This window comes from Streptomyces sp. NPDC029044 (assembly GCF_040637495.1).
Lineage (GTDB): Bacteria > Actinomycetota > Actinomycetes > Streptomycetales > Streptomycetaceae > Streptomyces.
The window spans coordinates 124,846-144,528 of sequence record NZ_JBEZWN010000003.1 but is presented as its reverse complement, the minus strand read 5'-3'; the positions used below and the strand labels follow the sequence as shown (position 1 = coordinate 144,528).

General features: G+C 73.0%; 19 protein-coding genes and 1 tRNA gene. 8 read left to right on the top strand and 12 right to left on the bottom strand.

Annotated features, from left to right (window positions below; all coding sequences use genetic code 11):
- Nucleotides 1-37 precede the first annotated feature (37 nt).
- Nucleotides 38-1,552, bottom strand: coding sequence for a PP2C family protein-serine/threonine phosphatase (locus AB0E85_RS04140; RefSeq protein WP_361922388.1), 1,515 nt, complete (start codon nucleotides 1,550-1,552; stop codon nucleotides 38-40).
- Between the two features lie 504 nt (nucleotides 1,553-2,056).
- Here AB0E85_RS04140 and AB0E85_RS04135 point away from each other — a divergent pair.
- A complete protein-coding gene (locus tag AB0E85_RS04135; RefSeq protein ID WP_361922173.1) occupies nucleotides 2,057-2,722 on the top strand; it encodes a bifunctional DNA primase/polymerase in 666 nt (221 codons plus the stop codon).
- A gap of 256 nt (nucleotides 2,723-2,978) precedes the next feature.
- Nucleotides 2,979-3,428, top strand: coding sequence for a hypothetical protein (locus AB0E85_RS04130; RefSeq protein ID WP_361922171.1), 450 nt, complete (start codon nucleotides 2,979-2,981; stop codon nucleotides 3,426-3,428).
- 243 nt (nucleotides 3,429-3,671) lie between these two features.
- On the opposite strand, the gene AB0E85_RS04125 is transcribed toward AB0E85_RS04130, so the two are convergent.
- From AB0E85_RS04125 to AB0E85_RS04115, 3 genes are all read right to left on the bottom strand, one after another.
- Nucleotides 3,672-4,661 (bottom strand): DUF5926 family protein, encoded by a 990-nt coding sequence (locus tag AB0E85_RS04125; RefSeq protein ID WP_184847918.1) that lies wholly within the window; start codon nucleotides 4,659-4,661, stop codon nucleotides 3,672-3,674.
- A 218-nt stretch (nucleotides 4,662-4,879) separates the two neighbouring features.
- Nucleotides 4,880-5,518, bottom strand: coding sequence for an ATP-binding protein (locus AB0E85_RS04120; RefSeq protein ID WP_033309828.1), 639 nt, complete (start codon nucleotides 5,516-5,518; stop codon nucleotides 4,880-4,882).
- Nucleotides 5,519-5,696: 178 nt separating this feature from the next.
- Nucleotides 5,697-6,524 carry a glycerophosphodiester phosphodiesterase gene (locus AB0E85_RS04115; protein ID WP_361922169.1) on the bottom strand — a complete coding sequence of 276 codons (828 nt, stop codon included), beginning with the start codon at nucleotides 6,522-6,524 and terminating at the stop codon, nucleotides 5,697-5,699.
- Between the two features lie 289 nt (nucleotides 6,525-6,813).
- On the opposite strand from AB0E85_RS04115, the gene AB0E85_RS04110 reads away from it, so the two are divergent.
- The 5 genes from AB0E85_RS04110 (at nucleotide 6,814) to AB0E85_RS04090 (ending at nucleotide 10,045) form a co-directional block, all read left to right on the top strand.
- A complete protein-coding gene (locus tag AB0E85_RS04110; RefSeq protein ID WP_361922167.1) occupies nucleotides 6,814-8,241 on the top strand; it encodes a trypsin-like peptidase domain-containing protein in 1,428 nt (475 codons plus the stop codon).
- A 63-nt stretch (nucleotides 8,242-8,304) separates the two neighbouring features.
- Nucleotides 8,305-8,391 (top strand) — tRNA-Ser (locus AB0E85_RS04105).
- Nucleotides 8,392-8,529: 138 nt separating this feature from the next.
- Nucleotides 8,530-8,748, top strand: coding sequence for a hypothetical protein (locus tag AB0E85_RS04100; RefSeq protein ID WP_361922165.1), 219 nt, complete (start codon nucleotides 8,530-8,532; stop codon nucleotides 8,746-8,748).
- 518 nt (nucleotides 8,749-9,266) lie between these two features.
- Nucleotides 9,267-9,530 (top strand): hypothetical protein, encoded by a 264-nt coding sequence (locus AB0E85_RS04095; protein ID WP_361922164.1) that lies wholly within the window; start codon nucleotides 9,267-9,269, stop codon nucleotides 9,528-9,530.
- A gap of 134 nt (nucleotides 9,531-9,664) precedes the next feature.
- On the top strand, nucleotides 9,665-10,045 hold the full coding sequence (locus AB0E85_RS04090) for a hypothetical protein (protein ID WP_361922162.1): 381 nt from the start codon (nucleotides 9,665-9,667) through the stop codon (nucleotides 10,043-10,045).
- Nucleotides 10,046-10,054: 9 nt separating this feature from the next.
- On the opposite strand, the gene AB0E85_RS04085 is transcribed toward AB0E85_RS04090, so the two are convergent.
- The 3 genes from AB0E85_RS04085 to AB0E85_RS04075 form a co-directional block, all read right to left on the bottom strand.
- Nucleotides 10,055-10,807 (bottom strand): PIG-L deacetylase family protein, encoded by a 753-nt coding sequence (locus AB0E85_RS04085; RefSeq protein ID WP_361922160.1) that lies wholly within the window; start codon nucleotides 10,805-10,807, stop codon nucleotides 10,055-10,057.
- Nucleotides 10,808-10,816: 9 nt separating this feature from the next.
- On the bottom strand, nucleotides 10,817-11,068 hold the full coding sequence (locus AB0E85_RS04080; RefSeq protein ID WP_361922158.1) for a ferredoxin: 252 nt from the start codon (nucleotides 11,066-11,068) through the stop codon (nucleotides 10,817-10,819).
- A gap of 88 nt (nucleotides 11,069-11,156) precedes the next feature.
- Nucleotides 11,157-11,537 (bottom strand): hypothetical protein, encoded by a 381-nt coding sequence (locus tag AB0E85_RS04075; protein ID WP_361922156.1) that lies wholly within the window; start codon nucleotides 11,535-11,537, stop codon nucleotides 11,157-11,159.
- A 479-nt stretch (nucleotides 11,538-12,016) separates the two neighbouring features.
- On the opposite strand from AB0E85_RS04075, the gene AB0E85_RS04070 reads away from it, so the two are divergent.
- A complete protein-coding gene (locus AB0E85_RS04070; protein ID WP_361922154.1) occupies nucleotides 12,017-16,558 on the top strand; it encodes a hypothetical protein in 4,542 nt (1,513 codons plus the stop codon).
- Nucleotides 16,559-16,723: 165 nt separating this feature from the next.
- Here AB0E85_RS04070 and AB0E85_RS04065 read toward each other — a convergent pair whose 3' ends face one another.
- The 5 genes from AB0E85_RS04065 to AB0E85_RS04045 all read right to left on the bottom strand — a co-directional run bounded on the left by AB0E85_RS04065 (nucleotide 16,724) and on the right by AB0E85_RS04045 (nucleotide 19,547).
- Nucleotides 16,724-17,296: a GNAT family N-acetyltransferase gene (locus AB0E85_RS04065; protein ID WP_361922152.1), complete on the bottom strand. Its 573-nt coding sequence runs from the start codon at nucleotides 17,294-17,296 to the stop codon at nucleotides 16,724-16,726.
- A 12-nt stretch (nucleotides 17,297-17,308) separates the two neighbouring features.
- Nucleotides 17,309-17,563 carry a hypothetical protein gene (locus AB0E85_RS04060; RefSeq protein ID WP_361922150.1) on the bottom strand — a complete coding sequence of 85 codons (255 nt, stop codon included), beginning with the start codon at nucleotides 17,561-17,563 and terminating at the stop codon, nucleotides 17,309-17,311.
- An 81-nt stretch (nucleotides 17,564-17,644) separates the two neighbouring features.
- Nucleotides 17,645-18,169: a DinB family protein gene (locus tag AB0E85_RS04055; protein ID WP_361922148.1), complete on the bottom strand. Its 525-nt coding sequence runs from the start codon at nucleotides 18,167-18,169 to the stop codon at nucleotides 17,645-17,647.
- 9 nt (nucleotides 18,170-18,178) lie between these two features.
- On the bottom strand, nucleotides 18,179-18,643 hold the full coding sequence (locus tag AB0E85_RS04050) for a hypothetical protein (RefSeq protein ID WP_361922146.1): 465 nt from the start codon (nucleotides 18,641-18,643) through the stop codon (nucleotides 18,179-18,181).
- 37 nt (nucleotides 18,644-18,680) lie between these two features.
- Nucleotides 18,681-19,547, bottom strand: a complete 867-nt coding sequence (locus AB0E85_RS04045; protein WP_361922145.1) for a bifunctional DNA primase/polymerase — start codon at nucleotides 19,545-19,547, stop codon at nucleotides 18,681-18,683.
- Nucleotides 19,548-19,683: the final 136 nt, after the last annotated feature.

The following is a 19,683-nucleotide window of genomic DNA, read 5'->3' as shown; positions in this document are numbered from 1 at the left end:
GCGGGCCCGGGCCCATGACGAGGGACGACGAGGAGGCCTACTCGAACCGGACCGCCAGCAGGACGACGTCCTCCGCACCCTCCGCGGCGTCCAGTCCGTCCGGCAGCACGCTCCGCAGGACGTGGTCGGCGATCGCGCCGGGGTCGCCGCGCAGGGCCCGGGGCACTCCCGCCGCGGCCGCGTGCAGCCGGGCGAAGGCGCGGTCCGTGGCCTCGCCCGTGCGGTGCAGCAGACCGTCGGTGTAGAGCAGAACCGTCTCCCCGGGCTCGGCGAGGATCTCCACGCTGGGCGCCTCCCAGCAGGCGAGCATACCGAGCGGGGCCGAGACGGACGTCTCCACGAACTCGGTGCGGCGCTGTCCGATCAGCAGCGGCGGGCTGTGCCCGGCACCGGCCAGCGTGATCTTGCGCGCGGCCGGTTCGCAGTAGCCGAACAGGGCCGTGGCCGAGCGGGCCGGTTCGGTCAGCCGCAGCAGCAGCTCCAGGTCGGACAGGACGGCGACCGGGTCCTCCCCCTCCATCACGGTGTAGGCGCGCAGCGACGCCCGCAGCCGCCCCATCGCGGCGACCGCGCTCGGGCCCGAGCCGGTCACGGACCCGACGGCCAGGCCGAGGGCGGCTTCGGGCAGTGGCAGCGCGTCGTACCAGTCGCCTCCGCCGCGCGGGCCGGTGCGGTGCCGGGCGGCGAGCTGGACGCCGGCGACCCGGGGCAGCCGGGCGGGCAGCAGCTCGTCCGACATCGTCGCCATGGACGTGCGGGTGCGTTCCAGTTCCAGGAGGCGGGCCAGGTGCTCGGCGGCGTACCGCGCGTAGAGGCCGACGAGGTGGCGCTGCCGCTCGCCCGGTTCGGCGGGCTCGTCGTAGAGCCACACGGCGACGCCGAGGCGGCCCGTGGTGTCGGTGGTCAGGGGGAGGGCGTAGCTGGCGGCGTAGCCGAGACGGGCAGCGACCTCGCGGTGGCGCGGGTCCAGCCCCTCCACGGCGAACAGGTCCGGTTCGGCGATGCCGCCCTCGACGGTGGTCAGCCCGTCGAGGATCCGGCCGTAGGACAGGGCGCTGCGCGGCACCGTCTCGAGATGGCCGAGGTCGGCGCGGGCGAGGCCGAGGCCGATGGTGGTGTCCGGCCCGAGTCCGTCGCCCGGTTCCAGGACGACGAGGCCGCGTCGGGCGCCCACCAGGGCGGCGCCGGCTCTCAGCAGTTCCTGGAGCGCCTCGTCGAGCGCGGCCGTGCGGGCCAGGCGTTCGGTGAGTTCGTGCAGGGTGGTGAGGTCGGAGACCCAGCCGGCGAGGCGGTCCTGGAGCACCGCGCCGGGAGGGATCGGGGGGTTCGCGGGAGCGGCCGGGGACGCACCCGCCGCGATGGGCGCGACAGTGTGTGCGGGTGCTGGAACCGTTGAATCGATTCCAGCCACTTTCGGAGGGTGCGGAGCGTTCATGGCGTCCGGCCTTCCAACCGGTACGTACTGCTCAAAAGCATCGCAAACCCCCATGTCATTCTGCGTCGCTAGCAGTGTCTCCACATGTACACGCACTCGTGAGGAGATGTCCAGCATTGTCCTGCCGGGATTCCTGGTGTCCATGAGGACCGAGAGAACAACTCCCCTTCCTCTTGCGGAAATGCAAAGTTGGCTTAAAACTGCCTCAGGGGACGGCTTATTGCGGTCGACTGGGCTTGCTCGACGGAGCGTCACAACGGTCGTGATGGGTACGTACTCGGTGAAGGCCAGGGGTGGTTGGGAACCACCCGGAACCTGGTGACGGAACCGGGCGTCCTATCCACCGACGACCGTGCCCCATCCTCCCGTGGCGGAGGCGGAGAGAAATACGCGCGACGGCAAACGCCATACTTCGCCACCCCTACGCCACGCCCGTGCTTTCGGTAGACGCAGTATGGGCGGGACGGCCGCGGAGGCAGCCCGAAGCTCGACCCATAGGGGTTCCCCTTGCTTTCAGCAGGGGTGTGATGCGCCAACAGGTACGCACAGTGAAGTGATCGACACATGATGTGATGTGGACCACGGTGTTGCCAGGCGTGCAACGGAAAGGAACGAGCGCTCATGCGCGAGATCCTCGGAAGGCGACGCAGGCTCCTGTCCCAGCGCAGCGACGGGAGGCCTGAGCTGATCGGCGCGGCCCTGACCTACGCGACGCAATGGCAGTGGCCCGTACTCCCGGGTGTGGCGGCGGACCCGCAGGGGCACTCCCGCTGCAGCTGCCCCGACCCCGACTGCACGGTGCCCGGCGCCCACCCCTTCGACCCCGGCCTCCTCGCGGCCACCACCGACGAACGCATGGTGCGCTGGTGGTGGGGCAACCGGCCGACGGCGCCGATCGTCCTGGCCACCGGCGGCCACGCGCCCTGCGCGGTCTCGCTGCCGGCCGTGCCGGCCGCCCGCGCCCTCAAGGCGCTCGACCAGATGGGCATGCGGCTCGGCCCGGTCGTCGCCTCCCCCGCCCGCTGGGCGATCCTCGTCAAGCCGTACTCCATGGAGCAGCTCGGCGAACTGCTCTACGCCAAGGACTTCGTGCCCGGCTCCCTCCGCTTCCACAGCGAGGGCGGCTACCTGGCCCTGCCCCCGTCCGAGACGGGCCAGGGCGAGATCCGCTGGGAGCGCGCGCCGCTGCCCGGCTCGGCATCGCCGTGGGTGCCCGATGTCGAGGCCGTGGTGGACGCCGTGGTCGAAGCCCTCACTCGTACGGGTGTGAGCGCGCCCGAGTTGTAGGGCTGTCGGGCGCGCCGAGCCCGGCGCCCGCCCCGGCGCGTTAAGTTCCGGAGCCATGCGGCGTCATGCCCGGGGCCGCTCCCGGGACCCCCGAAAGACCAGACTGTTCGCCCTCGCGGGCGTCGTGGCGGCGTGCGCGGCCGCACTGCCACTGGCGGTGGCGTCCGCGGGGCCCGTGGGCTCCAAGGGCTCCGTGGGCTCCCCGGGTTCCAAGGGCTCTGTGGGGGTTTCGGGGCCCAAGGGAGCTGCGGGGGCGGTGGATGCCGATGGCCGTGCGTCCGGTTCCGGTCCCCTGCGTACCGCCCCGGGCGCCGACGACGAGGCACCCGGTGCGCCCGTCCCCGGCCGCCCCGTGTTCGGCCCGGGGCCGTCGACCGTCGTGCGCTGCGGCCCCGGGCTCTCCTCGCCCGACGGCATCGAGGCCCAGACCTGTGTGGTGACGCAGGGTGCCGAGACCTGGGCGCGGACCTACTACCGCAACACGACGGGCGAGGCGCTGGACGCCGTACTGAGCCTGATGGGTCCTGACGACCGGAGCGTGCGGATGACGTGCGCCGTGCGGGCGGAGGACGAGCCGGGGACGTGTGAGACGCCCCGGGAGCCGACGCGCGGGAATCCGGCGCAGTACACGGCTGTCGCGGAGTTCGCCGAACGGGGCGGGCGCGGCCCGCTGCTGCTGCGCTCGGGGAGCAACTCGCCCGAGTGAACGGGCAGTTGAGGAGCTGCTGCTTTCCGCGAACGGAAGCGGATACGAAAAGGACCCGGTTGCTGGCGACGGGGGATGCACCAGCAACCGGGCTACAGGAACGGTAACAAGAGATCGGCGGTTCGCAAATTCGAACTCGCCTTTCCGGTCACCGACTGGCTTGTCCCGGCCGGGAGTTGTGAGCTTTCCGGACGGGACGACCGGCCGGCCGGTGGACCGGCCGACCGGGCGCCGGGGCGGGCTTCAGCTGAGCGTGACCTGCCGGTTGGTGAGACCGCCGCGGGCGCGGCGCTCCTCCGCGGTGAGCGGCGCGTCCGTCGCCAGGGCGGCGGCGAGGCGCTCGGCGAACTCCGCCGCGGGCTTCTCCACATCCTCGGCCGTGACCCCGCTCGGCAGGTCCCAGACCGGCACCGTGAGCCCGTGAGCGCGGAAGGAGCCCACCAGGCGGGTGCCCTCGCCGAGGCTGGAGCGGCCCGCGGCGTGCAGCCGCGCGAGGGCGTCCAGAAGCAGCTCCTCTGCGTGCGGCATGACCCACCGGAGATGGTTCTTCTCCGGCGTCTCGCACCAGTACGCGGCGTCCACGCCCTGGAGCTTGACGGTCGGGATGGCCGCGGCGTTGGCCCGCTCCAGGGAGGCGGTCACGTCGGGCGTGGCGTTCTCCGGGTCCGGGACCCAGAACTCGAAGCCGCTGTGCACTTCTGGCTCGAACGCGCCCTCGGGATCGAGCAGATCCTGCAACCGCGGACTGTCGGCCGGGGCGCGGCGGCCCTGGACGGGCGTGCCGGGCTGGGCCTCCAGGGCGCGCTGGAGCGTGTCGGCGAGGTCGCGGCTGATGTCGCCGGAGGAGGTGTCGTTCTGGAGGCCGATCAGGACCGAGCCGTCGTCGCGGCGCAGGGCGGGCCAGGCCATCGGCAGGACCGTGGCGAGCGTGACCGCGGGGACGCCCTCGGGGAGGCCGTCCTTGAGGGTCAGCTCGACCGTGGCCGCCGGGACCAGTTCGCGCAGGGCCACCCAGTCGCACTCGCCGGGCAGGCCCTCGAAGGGGCGGTGCACCAGCTCGGTCGCGGCGTGGGAGGCGGCCCGGCCGTGACAGGCCTTGTAGCGGCGGCCGCTGCCGCAGGGGCAGGGTTCGCGGGCGCCGACGACCGGAACGTCTCCATCAGCGCCTGCGGTGCGGGCTCCGCCCGTGGTCTGCGGGCGCTTGGCCTTCGTCTGGGGTCGCTTCTTGGCCATCGATGGGTCTCCCGGTTACGGCTCGTCTCGTACGGTCGCGAGCCTAGCCGTTCGTACGCCGGGTCACCGGGCCCTGTGGACAACACCCTCTCAGCGCGGCGTACGCGCTCAGTCTGTGTCGTCGTGCACGTCAGTCCGTGTTGTCGTGTACGTGAGTCCGTGTCGTCGTGAACGTGAGTCCATGTCGTCGTGCACGTGAGTCCGTGCCGTCGTGCACGTCAGTCCATGTCGTCGAAGGCGTCCGCGAAATCCAGCCCGGGTATCCGGGAGACCGCGGGGGCGGCGACCCGCGTCGCGAAGTCGTCGCGGCGGTGGCCCGCGTCCGGGTCGTGGACGTCCTCGTGGACGATGACCCACACGGTGACCTCGCCGCGGATGTCGTCGCGTACGCCCCAGTCGTCGGCGAGCGCGGTGATGATGTTCAGCCCGCGGCCGCCGTGCGCCGTGACCGACGGGGTCGCGGGGGCGGGGCGGGTCGGGCCGCCGCCGTCCGTGACCTCGACGATGAGCCGGCCTGCCGGGTCCACGCGCCAGGCGGCACGGACGTCTCCATCACCGGACAGCGCGTCGCCCAAGGGCCTGCCGTGCTTGCACGCGTTGCTCAAGAGTTCGGAAAGGATCAGTACGGCGTCGTCGATGACCGATTCCGCGACTCCGCCTCCGCGCAACTGCGTACGCATCCGGTGTCGCGCTTCCCCCACGCCCGCAGGGCCATGGGGTACGGCCATGCTCGACGACGTGGGCACCTCCTGTGCCACCACCAACGCCACCCCCGAGACCTCCTTCGCCCCACGCCACGGTGTGGATGCCCCATTGGCCTGTACCGGAAACCGGCCAATCCACGTCCCATGACGCATTCACCACGACCGAATACGGATCGAACGCGCCGGAGCACTCCCTGTAACCAACTGGCCGGAAACCGTCGGTGTGGCCGAGATGGGAGGATCCCGTTCGCCAGGGCGTGGGGTCAAGAGGTGTGCGTGGGTCTGGTGTGACTTGAGAGGTTGGCGAGGTCGCGTCGGCCTGAGACGGACGTCAGCGGCCGAGCTGCTCCAGTACCGCGCGCGGGCGGTTCGTGATGATGGCGTCGACGCCCAGCCCGACGCAGAGATCCACGTCCGCGGGCTCGTTCACGGTCCACACGTGCACCCGGTGCCCCGACTGCTTCAGGCGCTCGATGCAGGTGGGGTGGTTGCGCACGATCCGGATGGAGGGGCCCGCGATCCGCACGCCCGGGGGGAGCCGCCCGTCGCGCAGCCGGGGTGAGAGGAACTGCGTCAGATGGACCGTCGGAAGCGTCGGCGAGGCGGCGCGCACGCGGTGCAGGGAGCGGGCCGAGAAGCTCATGACCCGCACCTGGGACTCCTCCGTGGAGGCCGGGGCGTCGAGGCCGAACCGCTTCAGAAGGGCCAGCAGCCGGTCCTCGACCTGCCCCGCCCAGCGGGTGGGGTGCTTGGTCTCGATGGCCAGTTCCACGCGGCGCCCGGCGTCGGCGACGAGTTCCAGCAGCCGCTCCAGGGTGAGGACGGAGGTCGCCTCGCGGTCCTCCGGGCGGTGCTCCCAGTCGGGCTCCTCGTCGCGTCCCCGCCAGGCCTCGCCCGTCTTCCAGGAGCCGAAGTCCAGGGCGGCGAGGTCGGCGAGCTCCAGCGCGGAGACCGCTCCGCGGCCGTTGGACGTACGGTTGATCCGGCGGTCGTGTACGCACACCAGGTGGCCGTCGGCGGTGAGGCGCACATCGCATTCGAGGGCGTCCGCCCCGTCCTCGATCGCCTTCGTGTACGCGGCCAGGGTGTGTTCCGGGGCGTCCTCGGAGGCCCCGCGGTGGGCGACGACTTGAATCACGTGCTGTCGTGCGTGGGTCACCGCGTCATGGTGCCACCGAGTGCGGGTACGCGTCCGGTCGGACGGACTCGGCGGATGCGCAGGTCCGGACGGAGGCATTGGGATTGCATCCTTTTCGCCAGTAATGACCTATATAAAGAATGGCCCCGGACGCACAGCCACCGCTTATGGTGCTCTGACGGCCGGTGGGAAAAGCTGACGGCATACAAAGGGACAAGCACAGCTCCGTCGCGCCGGACCCGTCGACCGGCGTGAAAAAAGCGTGACCGAGTGCGACCCGGAAACCAGCCGTGGATCTAGGAGAGAAGCTGTGAGCACCGAGAACGAGGGCACCGCGGTACCCCCCGCCCCGTCCGCACCCCCCGTGCCGGTGGACGCTCCCGCTGCTCCGGCGCCCCAGGCACAGGCTCCCCAGGGGCCGTACGGGCAGGACGCCCGGGGGCAGGCCCCTCAGGGTCCGGGCGGATCCGGTGACGCCGGTCACCCCGGCGCCTCCTCCTCCGCCCCCGACCCGTCCTGGCCCCCGCCCCCGCCCCCGACCGCCCCCTACGGCGACGGCGGTTCGGGTTCCGGTCCGGGCGGCTGGGGTTCGTCGTACCAGCAGCCGGCGCCCAAGTCCGGCCGCGGACGCGGTGGTCTGGTCGCCGCGGTCCTGGTGGCCGCGCTCGTCGCGGGCGGCCTGGGCGGCGGGCTCGGTTACGTGCTGGCGAAGGACAACGACGAGAGCACCGGCTCCACGACGGTCTCGGCCTCCGCGAACGGCGGCGACGTCAAGCGTGACCCGGGCACGACCGCGGGCGTCGCCGCCAAGGCGCTGCCGAGCACGGTCACGATCGAGGCCGAGAGCAACAGCGGCGAGGGCGGCACCGGCACGGGCTTCGTCTTCGACAAGCAGGGCCACATCGTCACCAACAACCACGTCGTGGCGGACGCGGTGGACGGCGGCAAGCTCACGGCGACCTTCCCCACCGGCAAGAAGTACGACGCCGAGGTGGTCGGTCACGCGCAGGGTTACGACGTGGCGGTCATCAAGCTCAAGGACGCCCCCTCCGACCTGAAGCCGCTCACCCTCGGCGACTCGGACAAGGTGGCCGTCGGCGACTCGACCATCGCCATCGGTGCCCCGTTCGGCCTGTCCGACACGGTGACGACGGGCATCATCAGCGCCAAGAACCGCCCGGTGGCCTCCAGCGACGGCAGCGGCAGCCAGGCGTCCTACATGAGCGCCCTGCAGACCGACGCCTCGATCAACCCGGGCAACTCCGGCGGTCCGCTGCTGGACGCGCGGGGCAACGTCATCGGCATCAACTCCGCCATCCAGTCGACCGGCAACGGCGGCTTCGGCACCGGCCAGTCGGGCTCGATCGGCCTGGGCTTCGCCATCCCGATCAACCAGGCCAAGTACGTCGCCCAGGAGCTGATCAAGAACGGCAAGCCGGTCTACGCGAAGATCGGCGCGTCCGTCTCCCTGGACGACGGCTCCGACGGCGCGCAGATCACCGACCAGGGCGCGGGCGGCGCGGCACCGGTCGAGCCGGGCGGCCCCGCCGCGAAGGCGGGCCTCAAGCCGGGCGACGTCATCATCAAGCTGGACGACCGGGTCATCGACTCCGGCCCCACCCTGATCGGCGAGATCTGGACCCACCAGCCCGGCGACAAGGTCACGATCACCTACGAACGCGACGGCAAGCAGCGTACGGCCGAGGTCACCCTGGGATCCCGCGTCGGCGACAACTGACCCCCACCCGCCCGCACCGACCCGTTACCCTTGTCCCCGCGCCGCCGATCACGGCCGGCGCGGGGAGGCGTGCCCGAGCGGCCGAAGGGAACGGTCTTGAAAACCGTCGTGGCAGCGATGTCACCGTGGGTTCAAATCCCACCGCCTCCGCGTGGTGAGCAGTAAGAACGGCCCCTGACCAGCCAACTTGGTCTGGGGCTGTTCTCGTGTGATCGCACCGCGATTGCCCGTAGTTCCCCGTAGTTTCCCGCTCGATCGGGCACGTGAGGGGCACGGTAGCCTCACGGCATGACCGCACAGCCACGGATCGGCTCCGTCTGGGCTCGACGCGTCCCGGATTACCCGCAGTACGACCGCGACTTTCGTGTGACTGGGGTGTTCATCAAGGGAGATGTCACTTACGTCGAGGTTGAGGATCTCGATGGCGGCTCACTGAGTAGCGGACTGCTTGAGTACATGCTCGACTACGCGAAGCCCGTGACTGGCGAGGACGGCACGGCGTATTGATCCTCAGCCTGTACCTCGTCGAGACTCCCTTAACCCACCACGCAGCCCGGGAGCTCCCCGCGCACGCCACCAGTCGGCCGGCACACGCGAACGGCGCCCCCGCCATCTCGGAGCCTGAGCGCCCCCGCCGGAGGCATGCTTTGAGCGCTGCCGCGCTCCGCGGTTCCCGACTCATGGCACCGGCCCTATCCACATGTGGGCGCGCGTCGGCGCAGCCCGGGCGGAGCGGGCCGAAGGCAGGAGCGGCGCCCGGAGCGGAGCCGGGAAGCGCGCCCGGCGGAGCGGAGCGCAGCCGGGGCTTGATGAGGTAGAGAAACTTGTAACAGCTTGCGCTTGGGCCTACGCGTCGAAGTCGTACTCGGGGCGGTGCGTCTGAGTATCCGGGCTCATGTGCCGGGTCCGCTGGATCGCCATGCTGACCTCATGCACTCGGCAGACCGCCACCCGACGACGGGACGGCAGAGGACGTGAGACGGGCGAATGATCCATCGACGGGCGGGCAGGCAGGGGTCAGCGCCGTGCTGCTCGTCATCGACTTCCTGGTCATCGCCTTGATGGTGTACGGCTACGGGATGGCGGGATGGGCCGACGGCTACGAGAGCGACGGTGTCATGCCGACGGCGGCCTCGCAGGCGGCGTCGGAGGCGGCGTGGCTGCTGGGAGGCGGCGCGGTGCTCACGGGCGGCGGCCTTCTCGCCGTGGGGTGGCGTATCCCGGGCGTCGTGCAGTTGGTCGTCCTGGGAGTCGCCGCGGCGAGCTTCTCCTCGATGGCCGCGGGCTGACAGGGCTCGCCCGCGGAGCCGGACAGGGCCACCGCTTACGCTGAGCGGGCCGGCAGGGTGACACTTCCGCATGGGGCAACGACCAGCGGCTCTCCACCGTCTTCAGCCCTGAGTCCCCACGACGCAGGAGTGCCATGACGAACACCAAGGCGCGGACGGCCGCGCTCATCACCCCCGTCGGGCAGGAAGCCCAGGACGAGGCGAGGGCGTTGGCCGTGGACGGTCGTACGGGGAAGGCCGCGCGGCGGCTGCGCAGGGGGTCCTGGCTCAAGCGGGGCCCGGCCCGGGAGGCCGTGGAACTGCTGGTCGACGGGCACGCGTTGCCCACGAGCAATGCCCAGGGGCTGGCCGCCCTGCGTGAACTCGACGCCGGGCTGGTCGGGGAGCTGACGGCTCTGCTCGACGACGGCCAGCAGATCGCCGCGGTCAAGCTGCTCCGCGAGCGGACGGGTATCGACCTGGCCGGTGGCTATCACCTCGTCCTGGAACTGGGGGGTCCGCCGGGGGAGGACTGAGCACCACGATCACTCCGGCGGTGGAGGCGCCGTCGGTGTCAGGTCGTGGCAGGTGTACCACTCCGTGCCGAGCAGCCGTTCCCGCTCCGGCGCGGAGAGGGCGGCGATCAGGCCCGGCGCGGCTCCCCGTGCCACCTCCGTGCGGTGGGCCAGGACCGCGGCGACCTTCCGGTCCAGCCAGGGGGTGACGTCGACGGTGGCGGAGACGCGTTCGTCGGGGACCGTGCGCATCGCTTTTCCCGTGGGTGCCCAGTGCCCGCCCCACGCCCGCAGGGCCGAGTGCGGGTGGGTGGCCAGGTACAGGGCGCTCGGCTGCCAGGGCTCTCCGGCGTCCGGGAAGAGGCGTTCCAGACCGGCGGCGTGGACCGCGAGCGTGGTCATGCGGTGGGTGTGCACATGGTCCTCGTGGCCGGTCAGCCCGCCGTAGGCGTCGTGGGTGACGACGATCTCCGGGCGAACCTCGCGGAGGTGTGCGACCAGTTCCCCCACCGCCTCGTCCAGCGGGGCGTCGCACCAGCGCGGTCGGCCCGGGGCCGAGCGCGGGACGCGGGAGTCGGCGTAGCCCAGCATGCGGGGCGGGCCGGCGCCCAGGATGCGGAGCGCCTCGGCCAGTTCGGCGGCGCGCGGGGTGTCCGCCGACCAGGTCGGCGTGACGACGGCCGTGCGAGCGCCCGCGCAGGCGGAGCGGGCGAGGATGCCGCCCGCCGACAGGGACTCGTCATCGGGGTGGGCGAAGACCGCGAGGAGGCTCGGCGCCGGCATCAACCCTCCCTACGGCAGGTCCGGCAGGTCCGGCAGGTCCGGCAAGTCCGGCCGGTCCGGCGGTGCGTGCGGTGACTCGGTGATGCTGATCGCCTGGCTCGGGCACTTCTCCACCGCCTCCAGGAGCTCCGGGTCCGCGCCCGCCTGCTCGCGGCCCGGGCGGACGACTCCGAAGCCGTCGACGAACTCGAAGACGGCCGGCACCCGGTGGGCGCACTCGGCGGAGCCGTAGCAGAGATCGCGGTCGACAGAGACCTTCATGCCGCTTTGTCCCCCTCCTGACGGCGTCGGGAGCCGGTGGCCGTCGGGAGTCTGCCTGCCCAGCGCGAAGTCGGCTGAACCGGCCCGGCTACCGCGTGCCGCCGGCGGTCGTCAGCCAGTGGGCGATCCGGCGTACGGCGGCCTCGTCGAGCCGTTCGACCAGGGCCTGGACGGTCGTGTCGTCCTCGGAGGAGAGGTCGTAGAGGCCGGCGTTGGTCAGGCCGGCCATGAGGACCTGGTGGCGGCGGCCGGTCATCCGTTCCGTCAGGGTGGCCGGTTCGCCGGGGGAGGGCTCAGAATCCGGCCGGTACACGGCGGCCTGCGGCTGCGGGGTGTCGTACCGGTGCCACGCGCCGTCCTTCGGCCCCCACAGGGCCACCGTCACCTCGTCGCCCCGGGCCCGCACGGCCCGGGTCATCTCGCCGAGGGCGTACAGGACGGGCGAGCGGTGGGGCGACTGTGCTGCCATGTGCCAGGAGCCCGCGGCCGGCCGGTGGAACAGCGCGACCCAGCGCGGAGCACCCTGCGGCTGTGGGCTCTCGGGACGTGACTCCACTGCGCTCACCCCTGTACATCGCTCCGAAGCGGTACGGCAGGGGCGACCATAGCTGACGGGTCGTCAGTTATCCAGGGTCCGAGAGCAAGGCCGGCCGGGGTGGAAGAGGACGGTCCGCCGGGGTTGCGGGGCGGGGTTCGCCGGGGAGGATCACCACGTCGTCCGGCACCGGTCCCTCCCCTCGTGGGGACCGGTACCGAACGGTGGGGCTGTCGCCGTCCGGCTCGGACGGCAGCTGACCGGATGAACCCGCTGGTGCGTCCGGATCCTGCCATTTTCGGCCACCGGGGAGGAGGTTCCGGCGTTCAGCGGGCGGTATTACCGCAGGTCAGCCATATAAAGTGAGCTTTCCGGTCCGGACGTCCAGGCGTGGGAAGTAAGGAGCTGAGACCTTGAGTTCCGACTCGGGGGCACGCACCGCCTTCGCGGAACGCCTCGCACTGCTGTACAAGGAAGCCGGCAACCCTCCTCTCAAACGGGTGTCCGAAGCGGTCGTCCGGCTCCAGCGGGTCGACGAACGCGGGCGGCCCGTGCGGGTGTCCGCCCAGCGCATCAGTGACTGGCGGCGGGCCCGGAACGTACCGGCCCAGTTCCCCGCTCTCGCGGCCGTGCTGCACGTGCTGATCCCCGAGGCGCGGCGATCGCGGCCCACGCCGGTCTCCCCTGGCCTGTACGACCTCGGCCGGTGGCAGCGGCTGTGGGAACGCGCGGTGGCCGACCCGGTCGGTGAGCGGCCCGCCGCGTCCGCGGGCGGGGAACGCTCCGCGGACGGGACCGCGTCCGCGCCCGGCGGGGTGTGCCCGTACCGCGGGCTGGCCTCCTATCGCCGGCAGGACGCCCGGTGGTTCTTCGGCCGGGAGCGGAGCACGGACGCGCTCGTCACCCAGCTCGGGGCCGCCGCGGACACGGGCGGCCTGGTGATGCTCGTGGGTGCGTCGGGAGCGGGGAAGTCCTCGCTGCTGAACGCCGGTCTGGTACCTGCCCTGCGGGGCGGTGCGCCGGGCGGGGGCGACGGCGACGGCGGCGGCAGTGGCCGGGCGCGGCACGTCGTGCAGCTCGTGCCGGGGGGTGATCCGCTCGCGGAGCTGTGCCGCCGCATCCCCGAGCTGGCGTCCGTCGTGTCGGCCCGGACGGCGGCCCCGGCCGGGGGAGCCTCGCCCCGGCCGGAAGCGGCGCGATCCGCCGGGTCTCCCCGGCGATTCCCGGAGTCCTCTCCCGGTGGAGTCGCCGGTTCCTCTCCCGGTGGAGTCGCCGGTTCCCCTCCCGTAGGTGGTTCCGGACCGTCCTCCGCAGAGGACCCCGCCGCGCCGGATCCCACTGCCGGACCTGCGGCGCAGGGTCCCGCTGCCCGGCCTGGGGCGCAGGGTCCCGCTGCCCGGCCTGGGGCGCAGGGTCCCGCTGCCCGGCCTGCCGCGCAGGAGTCTGCCGCCGGACCTGCCGCGAAGGAGTCTGCCGCCCGGCCTGCCGCGAAGGATCCTGCTGCCGGACCTGCCGCGCAGGAGCCCGCGGCCCGCCCGACCCCGGCACCCACCACCCGCCCGACCCCACCACCCGACGACCGACCACCCCCGGCCCCCGCCGCCCGGCCGACCCCGGCCCCCGCCGCCCGCCCGACCCCAACACCCACCACCCGCCCGACCCCACCACCCGACGACCGACCACCCCCGGCCCCCACCACCCGCCCGGCCCCGGAACACGACGCCGCCCGTGCCGCCGTCGCCGCCTGGGCCCGGCGCGTGGCTCCCTCCGGGGTCCGTCCGGTCGTGATCGTGGACCAGTTCGAGGAAACGTTCACGCTCTGTCCCGACGAGGCGGACCGGCGTGCCTTCATCGAGGTCCTGCACGCCGCCTGCTCGTCCGCCGGTCCCGGCGACCCGGCCCCGGCGGTCGTGGTGCTGGGCATCCGCGCCGACTTCTACTACCGCTGCCTGAGATACCCGGAGCTGGCCGACGCGCTCCAGCACCGGCACATGGTGCTCGGGCCGCTGACCACCGCCGAGCTGCGCGAGGCGGTGACCGGCCCGGCCAAGGCCGTCGGCCTGGAGCTGGAACCGGGCCTCGCGGAGCTGATCGTCCGGGAGGTCAGTGCCGACGGCCTGCGCCCGGCGCACGACGCCGGCGTGCTGCCGCTCCTCTCGCACGCCCTGCTCGCCACGTGGCAGCGCAGGAAGGGGGGCCGGCTCACGCTGGCCGGCTACCGCGCCGCCGGCGGCATCCAGGGCGCGGTAGCCGCGACCGCCGAACGGGCCTGGGCCGGCCTCGACCCGGCCGCGCGCACGGCCGCCCGGCTGCTCCTGCTCCGCCTGGTCCGGCTGGGCGAGGACACCCAGGCCACGCGCCGCCGCGGAACCCGGGATCAGCTGGCACAGGAGTCGGCCGATCCGGGCAAGACCGAGGAGTCCCTGGAAGCCTTGGTCCGCGCCCGGCTGGTGACGCTTGACGCGGAGACCGTGGAGATCACCCACGAGGCGCTGCTGCACGCCTGGCCGCGGCTGCGCGACTGGATCGACGAGGACCGGCAGGGCAATCTGCTGCGCCAGCGCCTGGAGGAGGACGGCCGGGCCTGGGAGGAGTCGCACCGCGACACCTCCCTGCTCTACCGGGGCTCCCGGCTGGAGCAGGCCCACGGGTGGGCGAGATCGGCCGGGGACCGGTTCCTGACCCGCAGCGCGGTGGAGTTCCTGGCCGCGTCCGTCCGGCTGCGCAGACGGATCACCTGGATCAGCCGGGGCGCGGTGGCGGCGCTGGTCGTGCTGGCGCTGCTGGCCGGCGGGTCGGCCGTCGTGGCCTGGAAGCAGCGGGACGCGGCCGTCTTCGAGCAGGTGCTCGCCCAGTCCGACCGCGTCCAGCACACCGACCCGTCGCTGTCCGCGCAGCTCGACCTCGTGGCGCACGGGCTGCGGCCCGACGACAAAGGCGCGAACAGCCGGCTGATCTCCATCGTGAACGCCCCGCTCTCCACCCCCCTCACCGGCCACACGGGCGCCGTCTACCTCACGACCTTCAGCCCGGACGGACAGGTCCTGGCCACCGCCAGCTACGACCGGACCGTACGGCTGTGGGACGTTCGCGACCCCAGGCGACCGAAGCCACTGGGAGGGCCTCTCACCGGCCATACGAGCTGGGTGAGCAGCGCGGTCTTCAGCCCGGACGGCCGGACGCTGGCCAGTGCGTCCGACGACGGCACGATCCGGCTGTGGGACGTGACCGACCCCGAGCACCCGAAGGCGCTCGGCGAGCCCCTGACCGGCCACGACGGCACGATCTACCTGATCGCCTTCAGCCCGGACGGGCGCACGCTGGCCTCCGCCGGGGACGACCGCACCGTCCGGCTGTGGAACGTGGCCGACACCAGCCGGCCGCGGGCCCGGGGTGAGCCCCTGACCGGGCACACGGCAGCCGTGCGGTCGGTGGCGTTCGGCCCGGACGGCCGGACGCTGGCCGCGGGGGGCGACGACGGCACGATCCGGCTGTGGGACGTCTCCGGCCCGGGGCACCCGGAGCCGGCCGGGGCGCCGCTGACCGGCCACACCGCCACCGTGCACTCCGTGGCCTTCAGCCCCGACGGGCGCACCCTCGCCAGCGGCAGCGCGGACGGGACCGTACACCTGTGGGACATGGCCGGTCCGGGCCGCCCGGCCGCGGTCGGCGCGCCGCTCACCGGCCACACCGCGCCGGTCTGGTCCGTGGCGTTCAGCCCGGACGGGAACATGCTCGCCGCGGCCAGCGCGGACAGCACCGCGAGCCTGTGGAAGGTCAGCGATCCGGAGCACGCGTCGCAGGTCGGAGGGCCCCTGGCGGGCAGCAGCGGCGAGATGTACGCGCTCGGCTTCAGTCCCGACGGGCGCACGCTCGCCACCGGGGCGGGCGACAACAAGGTCCGCCTGTGGTCGCTGCCCACGTCGGACATGACCGGCCGGACCGGAGTGTTCCGGCCGGACGGGCGGCTTCTCGCGACGGCGGCCCGGGACGGGCGGATCCGGCTGTGGGACGTGCGGACGCCCGGCAGGCCGATCCGGATAGGAGAACCGTTTCGCCCTGGCAGGGGCGACGTGCGTTCCCTGGAGTTCTCCCCGAACGGCCGCACCCTTGCGGTGGTGACGGGCGACCGGGTGGTGGAGCTGTGGAACCTCGGCGACCCCGAGCGCCCGGTCCGCCACGGCTCCCCGGCACCCTTGCGCATCCGGTACGCGGACCCGCTGGCCTTCAGCCCCGACGGGCAGATCCTGGCCACCGCCTACGACGACCGCACCATCCGGCTGTGGAACATCGGCGACCCGGCCCGGCCGCGCCCGCTCGGCACCCCCCTCACCGGCCACAAGGGCTACATCAACCACCTCGTGTTCAGCCCGGACGGCCGCACGCTCGCCAGCGGCAGCGCGGACGGCACGATCCGGCTGTGGAACGCGACCGACCCCGGCCGGGTGACCCTCCTCGGAGCGCCTCTGCGCGGCCACCTCGGAGCGGTCAACGCGCTCGCCCACAGCCGCGACGGCCGCGTCCTGGCCAGCGCCGGCGACGACAACTCGGTGCGCCTCTGGGACATCACGGACCCCGCCGAGGCCTCCGAGCAGGCGCGGCTCACCGGTCACACGGAGGCGGTCGTATCGCTGACGTTCAGCCGGGACGGCCGCACCCTGGCCAGCGGCGGCAACGACAGCACCGTCCGGCTGTGGAACGTCTCCGACCCCCCGCACGCCACCGCGATCGGCCCGTCGATGAGCCCCAACGCCAAGACCGGCACCTTCCTGGCGTTCAGCCCGAACAGCCACATGCTGGGGGTGTCGAGCGGCGCGGACACGATCCGGCTCTGGGACCTCGACGTCGACACGGCCGTCCGCCGCATCTGCTCGCTGACCCGGGGCGTGCTGACGCCGGACACCTGGCGGGAGTACCTGCCCCGGCTCTCCTACGATCCGCCGTGCGACGACTGACGAGACCGTCTGGGCCAACGGGCCCGGGAATCACGGTAGTTCAGTGATACCAGTCACAACCGGGGTTTCCTGACGGTCAGTCGGCTCGTGGTGGGCAAGCGCTTGTTACCCTTGGCCATAGCTCGACCGCTGGTGCATCCCCCGTCGCCAGCGGTCGAGCCTTTTTCAGCGCAGGTCGAGGCGCATCAGAATGCGGGGGTGACCGGCCAGCACCGAGGTCGTGTCCGCCGCGTGCGCGAAGCCGGCGCGCTCGAAGTTCTTCCGCAGACCCGCGTACGCCATCGTCAGATCGACCTTGGCGTCGCCGTTGTCCAACGGGTACGCCTCGATCGCCGGTTCGCCCCGGTCGCGGGCGAACTCGACCGCGCCGGCGATGAGGGCGTGCGAGATGCCCTGCTTGCGGTGGCCGGGGCGGACCCGGACGCACCAGAGCGACCACACCGGCAGGTCGTCGAGGTGCGGGATCTTGCGGTTGCGGGCGAAGGAGGTGTCCGCGCGCGGGGCGACGGCGGCCCAGCCGACCGGCTCGGCACCGTCGTAGGCGAGGACGCCCGGGGGCGGTTCCGCCCGGCACAACTCGGCGACGTACGCGCCGCGGGCCGGGCCGCGCAGTTCGTTGTTGAGCCGGGAGGGGATCCGGTAGCTCAGGCACCAGCAGACGTTCGCCGTGGGCGACTTCGGCCCGAGCACGGCACGGACGTCCTCGAAGGCCGTGGCCGGGCGAACGTCGATGCTCATGCCCCCACGATGTCACGCCCCGGGCGGCCGCGCCCCGGAAGCCGGGGACACGGCCTGGCTGAACGCCTCGTAGAACGGCTGGGCCATCCCGGCGAGTACCGAGGCGCCCTGCGCGAACGGGGTGATGGGGTCGATCGCCCCCGACCGTCCGCCGCCCCCTCCGCCGCTCCCCCCTCCCCCCTCGGCGGCCAGCGCGGACGAACCGCCCTGAAGGACGACGAGCGCGACGAGGAGAGCAGCGGCACGAGAGAGCAGACGGAGTCGCATGCATGCTTCAACGAACCGCATCGCGGCAGGTCACAGGCGTGCCGTTAGTGATGTAGACGTACCGGTGGGCCTGGGCGCGGTCTAGGCGGACGCCGCCCGCAGCATCCGCAGCTGGCCGATCTCGCTCACGTTCTTCATCAGCTCAGCGTTCACCCAGGCCACCATGTGCTCGACGGTGTGCCCGGGATCGTTCGGCCAGGGGAACGGGGCCGTGGCGTCCAGGTCCTCGTCGGTGAGGTCGTCCAGGACCTTCAGCCACTGCGTACGCAGGCCCCGCAGCCACTCGACCGTCGGGGCGCCCTCTCCGGGCCAGACGATGTCCGCCCGGTCGCGGGGCGGGCGGCCCTGCGCGTGGTCGAGGGTGACGCTCCACCACCATCCGATGTGCCAGCTCACCCACCCGAGGGTGGGTACGGGGACCGGGTCGGGCTCGGTGTCCGCCCAGTCCGGGACCCAGGTGCCGTCGGGGCCCCGGCGCATCGTCCAGCAGAGCTCCGCGGGCTCCCAGAGGAAGTCCCCGGGCTCCAGCCGCTCCAGGTGGTACTCGAACAGTGTCCAGGTGAACTCGAACTGCCAGCGCGGCAGTTCCGTACGGGAAGCGCTCATCGGCCGACCCTACGGGGGCGCCGGGGCGTCCCGGGCCAGCACGGCCCAGTCGAGGTCGCGCAGCGCGGGCTCGGCGTCGCAGTCCGACGGCAGGCGGGGCGTGGACTGGAACCAGACGACGGTCAGGCGCGAGCGGCAGGCGACCGGGTCGCGGGCCGGGTCCAGGGCCGCCGAGTGGAACGTGCCGAGGCAGGCCACGGCGGGCAGCACCTCGACCGGCCCGAGGCCGCCCGCGTACTGGTCGGGGTACTCGCGCCGGGGCGGGACGAGGTGCACCGGCGTGCCCGGGCGGGACCGCTCGGCGGCGTGCAGGAGGCTGCGGATGCGCAGGTCGTTCAGCGGCTTGCAGGGGTAGCCGTCGAGCAGGTCGCCGTACGTCGACGAGAACCGCAGCTCGGCGAGGTCCACCGGGCGGCCGGAGGCCAGGACGAGGCGGGCGAGCGCCAGGGCCGGCCTTTTCGCGTGGAGTTGCATCGAGGTCTTTCGGTGGTGGTCAGGGACGGAGCCGGGTTCACGGCCGGTGCCCGGTCATCCGTGCCGCCGAGGCGATCGTCGCCCGGGCCTCCCGTTCGGACAGTCCGGTGGCCCGGGCCGCGTCGGCCAGCGGATCCACGAGCGCCGGGCCGATGCCGTCCTCGTAGGCCCGGCAGGCCGCCCAGAACAGGCGGGTGTTGCGCTGGCCCTCGTGGGCGGCCAGGACGAACTGGACCAGGCCCTGGCCGTGCCCGCCGGCCGCGGGAGGCACCGCGTGGTGGGCGCGGGGTGGCGGCAGGAGCAGCCGCAGGAGGGAGCGGGGGCAGGGGGCGGGGGCCAGGTGCGCGGTACCGGGGGCGGCGGCGTACACGCCCTGGCCCGTGCGGGAGCCGGGGCCGACCAGGTAGCCGCCCGCGCCCCGGATGTCGATACCGGGGGCGAGGCGGCCCGCCGAGTTGGGGACGACCACCTCGGACGGTCCGCTCAGCCACAGGTGCCGCCCGCCGGACGGGGTCACCACGACCACGGTCGGCGGGATCGTGAAGAGGTGCCGCAGCGCCAGCTCGCGCAGGGCGGCCGAGGAGTCCGTGCCGGTCTTCACGTCCAGGTCGAGGCCGATCAGGTGGTGCGGGGGCAGGCCGCAGGCGATGCCGTAGCCGGTCGCCCAGGGCGCGGCGGCGAACAGCTCGCGGATGCGGTCCGGGTCGCTGGAGGCGTCATAGACCCCGTGTCCGAGGCGGCCGCAGGCGCCGTGGCAGGGGGAGGGCGCGGGGTCGTCGCGGTGCGGGGAGCGCAGTGCCGGGAGCTTGGAGCGGGACAGGGGGAGGACGGCCAGTCCGCGTTCGGCGGCTGACAGGGCGTGTGCGAGGGCCAGCGTCGTGGCCTGCCGGTCGGTGGTGGCCATGCCTCTAGTTTCGTACGTACGTTCGAAAAAGGAAAGAGGGAACGGGTGCGACGCGCCGGGGCCGGGCGGCGGCCGGAGAAGCTGCTGGAACGCTTCATCCCTTGCGGCACCCGGGTTCGAACGCCCCCTTTCGCTC